This window comes from Cryobacterium sp. TMT2-14, from assembly GCF_004402465.1.
GTDB lineage: Bacteria > Actinomycetota > Actinomycetes > Actinomycetales > Microbacteriaceae > Cryobacterium > Cryobacterium sandaracinum.
The window spans coordinates 115,244-129,025 of record NZ_SOFV01000042.1; the positions used below are offsets into that span (position 1 = coordinate 115,244).

General features: G+C 67.9%; 12 protein-coding genes. 8 read left to right on the forward strand and 4 right to left on the reverse strand.

Going from position 1 to position 13,782, the window contains the following annotated elements:
* Positions 1 to 100 precede the first annotated feature (100 nt).
* The 4 genes from E3O28_RS14885 to E3O28_RS14905 all read left to right on the forward strand — a co-directional run bounded on the left by E3O28_RS14885 (position 101) and on the right by E3O28_RS14905 (position 3,655).
* Positions 101 to 700, forward strand: a complete 600-nt coding sequence (locus tag E3O28_RS14885) for an ATP-dependent Clp protease proteolytic subunit (protein ID WP_104103353.1) — start codon at positions 101 to 103, stop codon at positions 698 to 700.
* Between the two features lie 15 nt (positions 701 to 715).
* Positions 716 to 1,387, forward strand: a complete 672-nt coding sequence (locus tag E3O28_RS14890) for an ATP-dependent Clp protease proteolytic subunit (protein WP_104103356.1) — start codon at positions 716 to 718, stop codon at positions 1,385 to 1,387.
* A 186-nt stretch (positions 1,388 to 1,573) separates the two neighbouring features.
* Complete coding sequence (clpX, locus tag E3O28_RS14895; RefSeq protein WP_134416614.1) at positions 1,574 to 2,854, forward strand: ATP-dependent Clp protease ATP-binding subunit ClpX; 1,281 nt, start codon at positions 1,574 to 1,576, stop codon at positions 2,852 to 2,854.
* Between the two features lie 246 nt (positions 2,855 to 3,100).
* Positions 3,101 to 3,655 carry a benzoate/H(+) symporter BenE family transporter gene (locus E3O28_RS14905; protein ID WP_134416616.1) on the forward strand — a complete coding sequence of 185 codons (555 nt, stop codon included), beginning with the start codon at positions 3,101 to 3,103 and terminating at the stop codon, positions 3,653 to 3,655.
* Positions 3,656 to 3,735: 80 nt separating this feature from the next.
* Here the strand turns inward: E3O28_RS14905 and E3O28_RS14910 are convergent, their stop codons facing one another.
* Positions 3,736 to 5,769: a M3 family metallopeptidase gene (locus tag E3O28_RS14910; RefSeq protein ID WP_134416618.1), complete on the reverse strand. Its 2,034-nt coding sequence runs from the start codon at positions 5,767 to 5,769 to the stop codon at positions 3,736 to 3,738.
* Between the two features lie 66 nt (positions 5,770 to 5,835).
* Here E3O28_RS14910 and E3O28_RS14915 point away from each other — a divergent pair, with 66 nt between their 5' ends.
* The 3 genes from E3O28_RS14915 to E3O28_RS14925 are packed head-to-tail and all read left to right on the forward strand — an operon-like array spanning position 5,836 to position 9,394.
* Positions 5,836 to 6,669, forward strand: coding sequence for a methyltransferase domain-containing protein (locus E3O28_RS14915; protein WP_134343131.1), 834 nt, complete (start codon positions 5,836 to 5,838; stop codon positions 6,667 to 6,669).
* A 3-nt stretch (positions 6,670 to 6,672) separates the two neighbouring features.
* Complete coding sequence (locus E3O28_RS14920) at positions 6,673 to 8,109, forward strand: AMP-binding protein (RefSeq protein ID WP_134343132.1); 1,437 nt, start codon at positions 6,673 to 6,675, stop codon at positions 8,107 to 8,109.
* On the forward strand, positions 8,081 to 9,394 hold the full coding sequence (locus E3O28_RS14925) for a thiolase family protein (protein ID WP_347232394.1): 1,314 nt from the start codon (positions 8,081 to 8,083) through the stop codon (positions 9,392 to 9,394). Before E3O28_RS14920 ends, E3O28_RS14925 begins: the two co-directional genes overlap by 29 nt.
* 59 nt (positions 9,395 to 9,453) lie before the next feature.
* Here the strand turns inward: E3O28_RS14925 and E3O28_RS14930 are convergent, their stop codons facing one another.
* From E3O28_RS14930 to valS, 3 genes are read right to left on the reverse strand one after another with little or no spacing between them, the layout of a single operon-like run.
* A complete protein-coding gene (locus tag E3O28_RS14930) occupies positions 9,454 to 9,714 on the reverse strand; it encodes a hypothetical protein (RefSeq protein ID WP_241973155.1) in 261 nt (86 codons plus the stop codon).
* 6 nt (positions 9,715 to 9,720) lie between these two features.
* A complete protein-coding gene (locus E3O28_RS14935; RefSeq protein ID WP_104103375.1) occupies positions 9,721 to 10,167 on the reverse strand; it encodes a GNAT family N-acetyltransferase in 447 nt (148 codons plus the stop codon).
* A 9-nt stretch (positions 10,168 to 10,176) separates the two neighbouring features.
* Positions 10,177 to 12,759, reverse strand: a complete 2,583-nt coding sequence (gene valS / locus E3O28_RS14940; RefSeq protein ID WP_134343134.1) for a valine--tRNA ligase — start codon at positions 12,757 to 12,759, stop codon at positions 10,177 to 10,179.
* A 182-nt stretch (positions 12,760 to 12,941) separates the two neighbouring features.
* On the opposite strand from valS, the gene E3O28_RS14945 reads away from it, so the two are divergent.
* The gene (locus E3O28_RS14945; protein ID WP_104103381.1) at positions 12,942 to 13,580 is read left to right on the forward strand and encodes a cation transporter; all 639 of its coding nucleotides are present in this window, start codon (positions 12,942 to 12,944) and stop codon (positions 13,578 to 13,580) included.
* Positions 13,581 to 13,782 lie beyond the last annotated feature (202 nt).

A 13,782-nucleotide genomic window follows, 5' to 3' on the forward strand; every position in this document is an offset into this window, starting at 1 on the left:
TGCGTGGGCGGCGCGTTATCTGCCGAGGGCGAACACAGCCGTTCCGGAGCGTTGGCTCCTATAGATTCAATCTGAAGCGACAAGTGAAACGGAGCGCGACATGGCCGATATGACACCTACACCGGGCGTTTTTGACCGACTGCTGAAAGACCGCATCATCTGGCTGGGTTCAGAGGTCCGGGATGAGAACGCCAACGAGATTTGTGCCAAAATCCTGCTGCTGGCCGCAGAGGACTCGGAGCGGGATATCTTCCTGTACATCAACTCGCCCGGCGGCTCAATCACGGCGGGCATGGCCATCTACGACACGATGAGGTTCGTTCCGAACGACATCGTCACCGTCGGCATCGGACTCGCTGCCTCGATGGGGCAGTTCCTGTTGTCCTCTGGAACCAAGGGCAAGCGCTACATCACACCCAACGCCCGGGTCCTGTTGCACCAGCCGTCCGGCGGATTCGGTGGCACGGCCGCCGACATCCAGACGCAGGCGAAGGTCATCCTGGATATGAAGAAGCGGATGGCCGAACTCACGGCAGAGCAGACCGGCAAGTCGGTCGAGCAGATCCTCATTGACAACGACCGCGACAACTGGTTCACCGCTCACGAGGCCGTGGCCTATGGTTTTGTCGACCACCTGCGCGGCTCCGCGTCGGAAGTGGTCGGCGGCGGCGGCACCGACGACTCAGTGAACAAGAAGTAGGACGGGCGAGACGACATGGAATTCACGAATTTTGGTCACCAGGCCGGGGGCCGCGCCTCGCAGGCTCCCGAGGCCCGATACATCCTTCCCACGTTTGAAGAGCGCACGGCCTACGGCTACAAGCGCCAGGACCCCTACGCGAAGCTCTTCGAGGACCGCATCATCTTTCTGGGCGTGCAGGTGGACGACGCGTCCGCCGATGACGTCATGGCCCAGCTCTTGGTGCTCGAGAGCCAGGACCCGGACCGGGACATCGTGATGTACATCAACTCACCGGGTGGCTCCTTCACCGCGATGACGGCGATCTACGACACGATGCAGTACATTCGTCCGCACATCCAGACGGTCTGCCTCGGCCAGGCGGCATCCGCTGCGGCCGTGCTGCTTGCCGGCGGCACACCCGGGAAGCGCCTCGCCCTTCCCAACGCCCGCATCCTCATCCACCAGCCCTCGGCCGGCGGACAGGGCGGAGGTCAGGCCTCCGACATCGAGATCCAGGCAGCTGAGATTCAGCGGATGCGGGAGTGGCTCGAATTCACCATCGCTCACCACTCCAACCGCAGCGCGGAGCAGGTTCACAAGGATATCGACCGCGACAAGATCCTCGGCTCGGCCGAGGCCCTCGAGTACGGCCTGATCGACCAGATCCTGACCAGCCGCAAAAACGTGCCCACGCTCGTCAAGTAGAAGAGCGAAACCGTGAACGCGACGGATGTCCGGCTCAACGGAGCCGGGCATCCGTCGCGTTTCGCATATCGGAGAGTTCGGGCAGAACGGTGCCTGAACGTTATTCGACTGATGCGGTCAGCCTGCACCCGTGCCGCACAGGCACAGGCTAGGCTCGATGCAGTTGTCAATGGAGGAGGCTGACGGATGGCCCGAATAGGCGAAAGCGCTGACCTGTTGAAATGCTCTTTCTGCGGAAAGAGCCAGAAGCAGGTGCAGCAGCTCATTGCGGGCCCCGGTGTCTACATCTGCGACGAATGCGTCGAGTTGTGCAACGAGATCATCGAGGAGCGTTTGGCCGAAGCCACCGCTGAAGACGGTACCGGCGAATTCGAATTGCCCAAGCCGAAGGAGATCTTCGGCTTCCTCGAGGAATACGTCATCGGGCAGGAAGCCGCAAAGCGCGCCCTCGCCGTTGCCGTCTACAACCATTACAAGCGCGTACGCTCCCGCGCCACCCTCACCGCCGCCGACGCCATCCACGACGACGTGGAAATCGCCAAGTCCAACATTCTGTTGATCGGCCCTACCGGCTGCGGCAAGACCTACCTCGCCCAGACACTGGCAAAACGCCTCAACGTTCCCTTCGCCGTGGCGGATGCGACGGCCCTCACCGAGGCCGGCTATGTCGGTGAAGACGTGGAGAACATCCTCCTCAAGTTGATCCAGGCCGCCGACTACGACGTCAAACGCGCCGAGACCGGCATCATCTACATCGACGAGATCGACAAGATCGCGCGCAAGGCCGAGAATCCCTCGATCACCCGCGACGTGTCCGGCGAGGGTGTGCAGCAGGCCCTGTTGAAGATTCTCGAGGGCACTGTGGCCTCGGTTCCGCCGCAGGGTGGGCGCAAGCATCCGCACCAGGAATTCATTCAGATCGACACCACGAATGTACTGTTCATCGTGGCCGGCGCGTTCGCGGGCCTGGATGACATCATTTCGACCCGGGCCGGCAAGAAGGGCATCGGGTTCGGCGCTCCGCTTCACAGCAAGGGTGACGACGTCAACCTGTTCAGTGAGGTGCTCCCCGAAGACCTGCACAAATTCGGCCTGATCCCCGAGTTCATCGGCCGTCTGCCCGTGGTCACCACCGTCACCCAGCTCGACCAGGTGGCCCTGATGCAGATTTTGACCGTCCCGAAGAACGCCCTCGTGCGGCAGTACCAGCGCATGTTCCAGCTCGACGGCGTCGAGCTCGAGTTCGAACAGCCGGCGCTGGAGGCCATCGCCGACCTCGCGGTCCTGCGCAAGACCGGTGCGCGTGGCCTGCGAGCGATCATGGAAGAAGTGCTCGGACCGATCATGTTCGAGGTGCCGTCGAGCTCCGAGGTGGCGCGCGTCGTGGTCACCCGGGCCGCCGTGCTCGATAACGCCGAGCCCACGATCGTGCTGCACAAGGCCCGCCGCGTCGACAAGTCCGCCTAGGTTCAGCGTCCGGCCTCACCCCGCTTCGGCACCCGACCGAACTGAGCCCGGGGGCCGCCGTGTACCAGCCCGCCTTCGTCGGCGTCGTTGCGGCGGTCACCGGATTCGCGGGTTCATTCGTGCTCGTCATCGCCGGGCTGCAGGCCGTGGGCGCGACCGATTCGCAGACGGCACCCGTGCTGTTGGCGCCCTGCCTGCTGGTCGGCATCGACGGCGTGCTGTATCCCGAAGCCGATCGCCAGAGCGATGCTTGCCGGCATCATGTTCCCGATCTGCCCGGCCCCGGTGACGGCAGCCGTGCAGCAGCCGCTGCTCGCGGTGCCGGTTGTTCTGGTCTGGCTCGCCGCGGGCAAGCCGGCGCGCGCGTGCATGGTGCCGGCGACCATGGCCGTGGCCGCGATCATCGACGTTCGGCTACCAGCCTCCGCCCTGCGCGATCTGGTCGGCTCCGGTCTGGCGAACGCGGTCGGATCGGTCGTCGGCGCGCTCGGCATCACCCTGACGGCAATCACGACCGCGCCGATGGCCGGCCCCGACGCGCATCCTGACGGCCCGAAGCGGTGGATCGCCACGGCTGCCTCCGGGGCGGCCTGCCTCGTCCTGGTCACCGCGTCGGGCGTTTCGGTGTTGGGCATCGGCTCCGCGTTCGGGGGCTGGTCATCGGCGGCGTGGTCATGCTCTGGCTCGGCTGGATGCCCTCCGGGTGCTCTCACCCAACTGCCGTCGCTGCCCCCTAACGAATTCGACGGAGATTTTGCCGAAATCGGACCCACACGGGCCGAAAGCGGCCGGTTTCCGTAAAATCTCCGTCGAATTGGTTCAGGGGCGGGGCGTTAGGGCGCCGGGCAGGGCCGGGCAGGGCCGGGCAGGGCCGGACGGTGCTAGTTCAGGCCGCGACGGTCGAGCAGCGGCTGAATGTCGGCGTCACGACCGCGGAAATGGCGGTAGGCGGCGAGCGGGTCTGTGCTGCCGCCCACGCTCAGCAGCCGCGACCGGAAACGGTCTCCGTTGGCCCGGGTGAGCCCGCCGTTCTCTGCGAACCACTCGCCGGTGTCGGCGTCCAGCACCTCGCTCCAGATGTAGGAGTAGTAGCCGGCGTCGTAGCCGCCGGCAAAGGTGTGCGCGAAGTAGGTGCTGGAATAGCGGGTCGGCACGGCAGGATTGTCGAGCCCCACGGCGGCGAGGGCGGATGCCTCGAACGCGGCGACATCCGTCACCCTGTCGTCGGCTTCGATGCGGTGCCAGGCCTGGTCGAGCAGGGCCGCCGCAAGGTACTCGCTGGTGGAGAAGCCCTCGTTGAAGGTGGACGAGGCGTGGATGCGGTCGACGAGGTCCTGGGGCATGGGCTCCCCGGTCTCGTGGTGACGAGCATAGTTCGCGAGCACGTCGGGCCACAGCATCCACATCTCGTTGACCTGGCTGGGGAACTCCACAAAGTCGCGGTACACATTGGTGCCGGCGAATTTCGGGTGGGTGACCCGCGCGAACAGGCCGTGCAGGGCGTGCCCGAACTCGTGGAACAGGGTGACGACCTCGTCGAAACTGAGCAGGGTGGGCTCGCCCGTCGCCGGCCGGGGAACGTTCAGGTTGTTGCAGACGATCGTGGGGGTACCTATAAGCGTCGACTGGGAGCCCAGGGCGTTCATCCAGGCGCCGCCCCGCTTGGAGTCGCGGGTGTAGACGTCGATGATGTACAGGCCCACGGGGGAGCCGTCGGCCTCGGCGACCTCGAACACACGCGCGCCGGGGTGCCAGGCGACGAGGTCGGGTCGCTCGGTGAAGGTGACGCCGTAGAGCCGATTGGCCGCGTAGAACACGCCGTCCTGCAGCACCCGTTCGAACTCGAAGTAGGGGCGCATGGCCGCGGTGTCCACGTCGTAGCGGGCTCGCCGCACCCTCTCCGTGTAGAAGGCCCAGTCCCAGGCGGCGAGCTCGAAGTCCCCGCCGTCCGCATCGATCTGCTCCTGCAGGTCGGCCTGCTCGACGCGCGCATTCCGGGCTGCCGCCGGCGCGAGGCGCCCGAGCATGTCGGCGACCGCCTCCGGGGTCTTCGCCGTCTGGTCCGCGGTCACGCCGGCCGCGTGGCTGTCGAATCCGAGCAGCCGGGCTCGCTCGGCACGCAGCCGCGAGATCTCCAGCACGAGGGCGCGGTTGTCGAACTGCCCGCCACGGATGCCCCGGGACCGTGAGGCGGCCAGCAGCCGTTCCCGCACACCCCGGTTCGTCAGCTGTGCCAAGTAGGGGTGCGAGGTAGCCAGCACCAGAGTGATCACGTAACGGCCGGTCAGGCCGCGCTCGTGGGCGGCCTCGGCCGCGGCGGAGATCTGACCGGGGCTGAGGCCATCCAGCTCGCTCACGTCGTCGAGCACGAGTGCCAGATCGATGGTGTCGGCGAGCAGGTTCTTCTCGAACCGGGTGGTGGCCGTGGAGAGCCGCTTATTGTAGTTACGCAGCCGGGCCTTGTCGTCGTCGCCGAGGCCCGCGCCCGCGAGCGTGAACTCGGTGAAGTACCGCTCGATCAGGTAGCGCTCCTCCGGCTCCAGGTCCAACCGGTCCCGCTGCTCCTGCAGAGCGGCGATCCGGGTGAACAGGCCAGGGTCCAGACGGATGGCGTCCGCGTGCGCCGCGAGGAGCGGGGCCAGTTCCTCCTCGAGGGCGTTGGTGAAGTCGCTGGAGTCCGACGAACTCCGGTTGAAGAACACCTCGGCCACCCGGGTCAGCAACGGTCCGCTGCGCTCGAGCGGAACCATCGTGTTGTCGAAGGTGGGGGCATCCGTGCTCGCGCAGATCGCCGCAATCTCGGCCAACTGCTCGGACATACCGTCCAGGAACGCCGGCCGGTAGTGCTCCTCCGCAATCAGCGCGAACGGGGGCAGCTCGAACGGAAGCGTGCTGATGCTGGCGAAGGGGTTCATTTCTTCACCCTGTCACATCCACATTTCGTCTGTCGGAGTATTCCCCCGCACGCCTAGGATCGGTTCATGATCGACGAGCCGGCACGCCCCGAGACCGCGCCCCGGGAGCAGTACACGCACGGGCATCACGAGAGCGTGCTGCGCTCGCATACCTGGCGCACGGTGGCCAACTCGGCGGCCTACCTGATCCCACACCTGGATGCCGGGCTGACCCTGCTCGACGTGGGCTGCGGTCCGGGCACGGTCACGGTCGACCTGGCACGCCGGCTGTATCCCGGTCAGGTTACCGGCATCGATGCGTCGGAGCAGATTGTGCTGCGCGCAGCCGGGCTGGCCTTCGATGAGGGGGTGCGGAACGTGTCGTTCCGGGTGGGTGACGCCTACGCGCTCGGCTTCGCCGACGCGAGCTTCGACATCGTGCACGCGCACCAGGTGCTCCAGCACCTCGCCAACCCCGTCGCCGCGCTGCGGGAGTTCCGGCGCGTGCTGAGACCGGGCGGAATCCTCGCCGCCCGCGACGTCGATTCCGGGGGAGTGATGTACTACCCGAAGCTTCAGGGCCTGCAGCTGTGGGAGAGCGCCTTCCGCGACGTGCAGTACTGGAACGGCGGCGACCCCGACGCCGGGCGCGCTCTCAAAGCCTGGGCGCGCAAGGCCGGGTTCACCGACGTGGCGAGTTCGGCATCCCTTTGGTGCTTCGCCTCGGATGTCGAACGCGAGTGGTGGGGGCAATCCTGGGCCGAGCGGGTGATCGAGTCCGACTTCGCGGCACACGCCATCGAGGTGGGCGCGGCCGACCTCGCCGACCTTCGGATGATGCAAGCCGCATGGCTGCAGTGGGCCGGCGACCCCGATGGCTGGTGCGGTATCCCACACGGCGAGATCGTCGCCAGGAAGTAGCCCGTGCCGTTCCTCGACCGACTCCAACACTGGGCCCAGGTTCAGCCCGACGCCACCGCCGTCGCGGTCGGCGCCGACCGAATCAGCTTCGCCGAGCTCCGCGATGCGGCGGCGGCGATCCTGCCCGCGACGCCCCGGATCTCCAGCGTCTGCCTGCCCCACGGCACCGCGTTCGCCGTTGCCTTCGCCGCGGGCGTCGCCGAAGGCCGCTGCTCTGCGATTCTCAACCCTGACTGGCCGGAGGCGCAGCGCAGGGTGGTCGAGAGCCGCCTGGCGAGGACCGCCGGGTTGGACGGACGGGTCGCCGCCGGCGCGCCCCTGCTCGGCACGGAGCTGCGCGACGGTCCACCCGACAGGGACTTCCTCTACGGGTTCACCTCCGGCACGACCTCCGTACCCAAGGCATTCACGCGCAGCCGAGCCTCCTGGCAGCGCTCGTTCGCGCTGGGCACCGAGTTCTTCGGCCTGACTCGGCACGACCGCACACTGGCGCCCGGCCCGCTCTCTGCCAGCCTCAGCCTCTACGCTTTCGCCGAATCGCTGCACACCGGCTCCGCCTTCTTCGCTCTGCCCCGCTTCTCCGCCGCCGCCGCTGTCGCCTGTGTCACTGTCGAGCAGATCACCCGGATCGTGGCGGCGCCGACCGTGCTGCGTGTGATCGCCGCGCACGCGCTGTCCGTCGGCACGGACGGCAGGCCCCCCACCGGCAGGGGGCTCACCGGCATCGTGAGTGCGGGGGCCAAACTCGACCCGGGAACCCTGTCGATGCTGCGCCTCTGGGCGCCGGACGCCAGCGTGTTCGAGTACTACGGGGCGGCCGAACTGAGCTTCGTGACGGCATCCGTGCTGCGTCCCGGCGAGGTGTCGCCGATCTCGGCGACCGCCGTCGGGCGGGCTCTGCCCGGCGTGGAGGTGCGCATCCAGGACGACGCGGGACGCGCCCTGCCGACCGGCACCCCGGGCACCATCTTCGTGCGCAGCCTTCTGGTGGGCGGCGGGTACGCCTGGGGCGACGACGGCGAGGCGTTCCGCCGCGAGGTCGACTGGTGCACGGTCGGCGACATCGGCTTCCTCGACCCGGCGGCCGTGCTGCACCACCTCGGCCGCCGCGCCGACCTCATCGTCACGTCCGGGCACAACGTCTACCCGCAGCAGGTCGAAGCGGCTTTGCGCGGCCTTCCCGGCGTGGAGGCGGCCGTCGTCACCGGTCTGCCGGACCCCGTTCGCGGGACCCGCGTGGTGGCCGCCGTGATCGCGGGCTCCGAGACGGATGCCGCGCGCATCCGGTCATACGTCGCGGCTCTGCTCGCCGCGCCCCACCGGCCCCGCGCCTACTACGCCCTGGCGGAACTGCCGCTCACCTCGGCCGGTAAACTCAGCCGGGTGATGCTGCGCCGCTGGATCGAGGAGGGTGACCGTCGTGTGCGCCCGCTCCGCTGACCCAATCCGGCCGGACGCGGTCGGTGCCGACGGCTCCGCTGCTCCCAGCGCCGACACCGTCGATTCGCACGCCGGCCCGCCAACCGACGATGCCCGGGAACCCGTGATCGTTCTTGCCCGCCGCACCGCCTTCGGCCGCCGCAACGGGGTGTTCGCGCACACCCGTGCCGAAGACCTGCTGGCCCCCGTGCTGAACGCCGTGGTGTCCGGCGGCGGGGTGTCCCCGGCTGCCATCGACGACGTCATCATCGGCAACGCGGCGGGCGGCGGCGGCAATGTTGCCCGCCTCGCCGCGCTGACGGCCGGTCTGCCGGATTCCGTTCCCGGCCTCACGATCGACCGGCAGTGCGGCTCCGGCCTTGAGGCCATCGTGCTGGCCTGCCGGTTGGTTGCCGCCGGCGCCGGCGACCTCTACCTTGCCGGGGGAGTCGAGAGTTGCAGCACGGCCCCGCTGCGTGCGCACCGGCTCACCTCGAGCGCCGGGCAGCCGGACTTCTTCGATCGCGTGCGTTTCGCCCCCGATTCGATCGGCGACCCCGACATGGGCGTCGCCGCCGAGAACGTGGCCGACCGCTACGGCATCTCCCGGCAGCGGCAGGATGCCTTCGCCCTCCGCAGTCACCGGCTGGCCGCCACGGCTGCCGCCGTGCCAGCCCCCGAGATCGTGCCGCTGCCGACAGAGACCGGCCCGGTTTTCGTCGACGAGGGTCCCCGCCCGGGTCTGACTGAGGCCCTGCTGGCCCGGTTCGCGCCGGTCTTCCGGCCGGGAGGAACGGTCACCGCCGGCAACTCCTGCGCGGATGCCGATGGCGCCGTCGTGGTCCTGGTCACCAGCCGCCGGCGGGCACGCGAACTCGGACTGACCGGCTGGTTATCCTTCGTCGACGCCGCGGTCACCGGCACGGACCCGAACTTCCTCGGCATCGCCGGCGCCGAGGCCGCGCGCCTCGTGCTGCTCCGGCAGGGCCTGACCGGGGCCGACCTGGCTCGGATCGAGTTCAACGAGGCGTTCGCGGCGCAGGTGCTCGCATCCCTCGATCTGCTCGGCGTTGCGGAGGAGCACGCCAACCGCGAGGGCGGAGCGCTGGCCCTCGGGCATCCGTTCGGCGCCAGCGGAGCCCTGCTGGTACTGAGGCTGCTGCAGCAGTGTCGCGCCGCGGCAACGCCGGGGGACGCCGCCCTCGCGGCGGTCAGCATCGCCGGCGGCCTGGGGGTCGCCGCCCTGTTCCGCTGGGAGCAGTCCCTGTCATCGGAGGCAGCAGGCGTCGAACGACTCTCACGCTGACGCACGACCACGGGGTGCGGAGTGGCCCCGCGGAGTACCGGAATGCCGGTCAGCAGAGGTTAGATCCAGTCATCTTCGTCGTCGAGCACGATCGACGGCTGCGTGATCGTGGCACTGTCCTCGCCCGGGTCATAGCGGATGATCGTGCCGTCGTCGAGCTCGAGCACGGGGTTGCCCTCGAGCCAGGTCAGTGTCCAGCGCCAGGCGCTGGAGTCCTCCGCCAGCACGGTGAGGTCCTCTTCGACCGCACGGATGGCGATTTCCACCACATGAGGCAGCCCGGCCGGCGCCGGGTGACCCAGAGGCCAGCGGGTTCCCATCTTCACTTACAGCTCGATCTCGTAGGTGACCCAGTCCGTGCGGGTGGCCACATCGTCGTACAGGCGCTGCGCGGTCTCGTTGTCGGCGGCGGTCAGCCACTGCACGGTCGTGAGACGGTCCGCCGCGGCGCACTCCTTGGCGAACTCGATCAAGGCCCGGCCGACGCCCGTGCTGCGGGAGTCCGGCGACACGAACAGGTCGTCCAGGAACAGTCCGCGAGTGGCGGTCAGGGTGCTCGGGACCTCGCGGTAATGGGCGAAGCCGACGAACTCGCCGTCCTCGTCGACAGCCACGGCACCGGCGAGAGACTCGTTCTTGTCGATGATCCAGCTCCAGACCTGGAGCGCTTTCTGATCAGTCAGTTCGCTCTTGTAGAACTCGCTGTAGCCCTCGAAGAGTCCCAGCCATGAGAAGAAGTCCTTGTCGCCGAGCGCGCGTACCTTGATTGACATTCGGTTCTCCTAGTTCTCCAGCACCGTGGCGAGCACGATGTCAGTGACAGCCAATTCGCTGCCCTCAATAAAAACCAACTCCGAGATGCGGCCAACGGCCCTCAGATCGGCTGCAGCCTGCCTGAGCAGGGCAATCTCTGCAGCCGTACCGCTAATTACAGCAGAAACAACGGCGGATTTCTGGGATGCCTTGGCATCCGTTTTCGCGCGGCGGATGCCGGTGAGCGCCCGGCTGCACAGGTCCAGCAGGGCCACGTTGCCGCCCTGCCCTCCGCCGAGCTCGGTCTGAACGGGCCAGGGGGTACGGTGGATGGACCCCTCGTTGGACCAGGACCAGGCTTCCTCGGTCGCGAACGGCACGAATGGGGCGAAGAGGCGCAGCTGGGTGGCCAGGGCGGTGCGCAGGGCGGCGACGGCCGAAGCCTGGCCGGCTCCGGCTTCGCCGTACGCGCGCTCTTTGACCAGTTCGAGGTAGTCGTCGCAGAACGTCCAGAAGAAGCTCTCGGTGAGTTCCAGCGCACGGGCGTGGTCGTAGCCCTCGATCGCGGCGGTGGCGTGGCCGACGACGACGCTGAGCCGAGCGAGCATGCTCTGGTCGAGCGGCTCGGTCACGGGGGCGTCGGCGGCGCCGTCGAAGGCAAGGATGAACTTTGACGCGTTCAGGATCTTGATCGCCAGGCGACGGCCGATTTTGATCTGGGTCGGGTTCTTGGGGTCGAAGGCCGCGTCGGTGCCGAGGCGCGACGACGCGGCCCAGTAGCGCACGGCATCCGAACCGTGCTGCTCGAGCATGTCTGCCGGGGTGACCACATTGCCCTTGGACTTGGACATCTTCTTACGGTCGGGGTCGACGATGAAGCCGGACAGGGCTGCGTGCTGCCACGGCGAGACGCCGTGTTCCAGCTCGGAGCGCAGCAGGGTGGAGAACAGCCAGGTGCGGATGATGTCCTGGCCCTGCGGGCGCAGCGAGTACGGGTAGACGAGATCGAACAGTGCGGGGTCGCGCTCCCAGCCGCCCGCCAGCTGCGGGGTCAGGGAGGAGGTCGCCCAGGTGTCCATCACGTCGACCTCGCCGACGAAGCCGTTCGCCTGGCCGCGCTGCTCGGCGGCAAAGCCCGGGGCGGTGTCGGAGGACGGGTCGACCGGGAGCGTCTCGCGGGTGGCGACGATGGGCTGGTCGAAGAGCGGGTTCGCGTCGGCATCCAGCGGGTACCAGATCGGCAGCGGAACGCCGAAGAAGCGCTGGCGGGAGACGAGCCAGTCGCCGGTGAGGCCGTTGACCCAGTTCTCGTAGCGCACACGCATGAACTCCGGGTGCCACTGCAGGTCGGTACCGTGCGTGAACAGGCGGGCGCGCAGCTCCTCGTCCCGAGCGCCGTTGCGGATATACCACTGACGGGTCGACACGATCTCGAGCGGTTTGTCGCCCTTCTCGAAGAACTTGACCGGGTGCACGATCGCGCGGGGCTCGCCGATCAGGTCGCCGCCGATGCGGAGCAAGTCGACCACGGCTGCCTTGGCGGAGAAGACGGTCTTGCCGGCCAGCTGCGCGTACGCGGCCTGTCCGGCCTCGCTTGTGATCGCCTCGGGCGCCTCGGCGATGATGCGGCCGTCAAAGCCCATGATGGCGCGGTTCGGTAGGTCGAGTTCACGCCACCAGATCACATCGGTGACGTCGCCGAACGTGCAGATCATGGCGATGCCACTGCCCTTGTCCTTCTGCGCGAGGTGGTGGGCCAGGATCGGCACTTCCACGTCGAAGAGGGGGGTGCGCACGGTCGTGCCGAACAGCGCCTGGTAGCGCTCGTCGTCCGGATGCGCCACGAGCGCCACACAGGCCGGCAGTAGTTCGGGGCGGGTGGTCTCGATCTCGATGGCGCCGCCATCGGGCTTGGCGAAGGCGACCCGGTGGTAGAACGCCGGCATCTCCTTGTCTTCGAGCTCGGCCTGGGCGACCGCGGTGCGGAAGGTGACGTCCCAGAGGGTGGGGGCCATGGCCTGGTAGGCCTCACCGCGCTCGACGTTACCGATGAAGGCGGACTGGGAGGTGACCAGGGAGTCATTGCCGATCGTGCGGTAGGTCTGGGCCCAGTCGACGCTCAGGCCCAGCATGCGCCAAACGGCCTCGAACTGCTTCTCGTCCTCGATGGTGAGGCGCTCGCACAGCTCGATGAAGTTGCGGCGGCTGATCGGCAGCTGGTCGGCGGCTTTGGTGCTTTTGCCGTCTCCGCCCTCGAACGGGGCGGTGAACTCGGTGGCGTAGGGCAGCGACGGATCGCAGCGCACGCCGTAGTAGTTTTGCACGCGCCGCTCGGTGGGCAGGCCGTTGTCATCCCAGCCCATCGGGTAGAAGACGCTCTTGCCGCGCATCCGCTGGAAGCGGGCGATGACATCCGTGTGGGTGTAAGAGAAGACGTGGCCGATGTGCAGGGAGCCGGAAGCGGTCGGCGGCGGGGTATCGATGGAGAAGATACTTTCCCGTGTGGCCGAGTCACGGTCGAAACGGTAGGTGCCGGTCTCTTCCCACGAGCCGCCCCACTTGGTTTCGAGGCCTTCAAGGGCCGGTTTTTCCGGAACGTTGGCGGCGGTCATGTTTCTCCGATTCGATCTGTGCGGCACCGTGTCGTTGGTGAAGTGCCTGAGTATTGGGCCTTATCCAACTTACCGGATGCCCCGTCGTCCGCCGACTCCGGCCGTCACCAGGCTGCCGGAGCGCCTGCAGCGCCCGGCCGGGCCTCGCCGTGAGTGGCAGGATTGGAGCGGGAGGGGGTGCCATGGATGACCCGGGAACACTGTCCGAGGCCCGTCGCACGGTGCTGCGCCGCACGGTGCGCTGGATCGTGGGTTTCACGATCGGCTACAACGTGCTCGAGGCCGTCGCCTCGATCGTGGCGGGCGCCGCGGCATCCTCGACCGCCCTGATCGCCTTCGGCCTGGACTCCGTCATCGAGGTGCTCTCCGCCGCGGTCATCGCGTGGCAGTTCTCCCGTCGCGATCCTGAGCGCTGGCAGAAACCGGCCCTCCGCGCCATCGCGATCGCGTTCTTCACCCTCGCCGGGTACGTGATCCTGGCCGCCGGCCTGAGCTTCGCCGGGGTTGTCGAGGCGGCGCCCAGCCCGCTGGGCATCGTCATCGCGTGCCTCAGCCTCGTGATCATGCCCGGGGTGGCAGGCGTGGAGCGCCGGACCGGCGCGGAGCTCGGCAGTGCCAGCGTGATCGCCGACGCCCGGCAGCTGCTGCTCTGCGCGTGGCTGTCCGGGTCGATGCTGCTCGGGCTGGCGGCCAACGCGCTCCTCGGCTGGGCCTGGGCGGACTCGCTCGCCGCCCTCGTGATCGCCGGGTTCGCGATCAAGGAGGGCATCGAGGCATGGCGCGGCGAGGTAGAGCCGCCGGTGGTGCTGCACGTCAACTAAAAGGGTGAGCCCCCGTATCAGGCGGTGGTCTAACCAATTCGACGGAGATTTTGCTCTGGGAGCCGGTTCTCGGGTTTTAAACAAGGCGTTTCGGGCAAAATCTCGGCTCTCCTGCTGCTTCTGTGGGTTAAACCCGGCCGGGGAGTGCGGGTTTGTGGCCGCCGAGGCTGAGCATGGCGAGGGCGATGAGGGCGTCGGGTGA

What these genes read in the sequence shown, in the direction of transcription:
- E3O28_RS14905 (WP_134416616.1), top strand. Translation starts at nt 3,101, where the DNA reads ATGCTTGCCGGCATCATGTTCCCGATCTGCCCGGCCCCGGTGACGGCA.
- E3O28_RS14915 (WP_134343131.1), top strand. Translation starts at nt 5,836, where the DNA reads ATGATCGACGAGCCGGCACGCCCCGAGACCGCGCCCCGGGAGCAGTAC.
- E3O28_RS14930 (WP_241973155.1), bottom strand. Translation starts at nt 9,714, where the DNA reads ATGGGAACCCGCTGGCCTCTGGGTCACCCGGCGCCGGCCGGGCTGCCT.
- E3O28_RS14945 (WP_104103381.1), top strand. Translation starts at nt 12,942, where the DNA reads ATGGATGACCCGGGAACACTGTCCGAGGCCCGTCGCACGGTGCTGCGC.
- E3O28_RS14890 (WP_104103356.1), top strand. Translation starts at nt 716, where the DNA reads ATGGAATTCACGAATTTTGGTCACCAGGCCGGGGGCCGCGCCTCGCAG.
- E3O28_RS14935 (WP_104103375.1), bottom strand. Translation starts at nt 10,167, where the DNA reads ATGTCAATCAAGGTACGCGCGCTCGGCGACAAGGACTTCTTCTCATGG.
- clpX (WP_134416614.1), top strand. Translation starts at nt 1,574, where the DNA reads ATGGCCCGAATAGGCGAAAGCGCTGACCTGTTGAAATGCTCTTTCTGC.
- E3O28_RS14910 (WP_134416618.1), bottom strand. Translation starts at nt 5,769, where the DNA reads ATGAACCCCTTCGCCAGCATCAGCACGCTTCCGTTCGAGCTGCCCCCG.
- valS (WP_134343134.1), bottom strand. Translation starts at nt 12,759, where the DNA reads ATGACCGCCGCCAACGTTCCGGAAAAACCGGCCCTTGAAGGCCTCGAA.
- E3O28_RS14885 (WP_104103353.1), top strand. Translation starts at nt 101, where the DNA reads ATGGCCGATATGACACCTACACCGGGCGTTTTTGACCGACTGCTGAAA.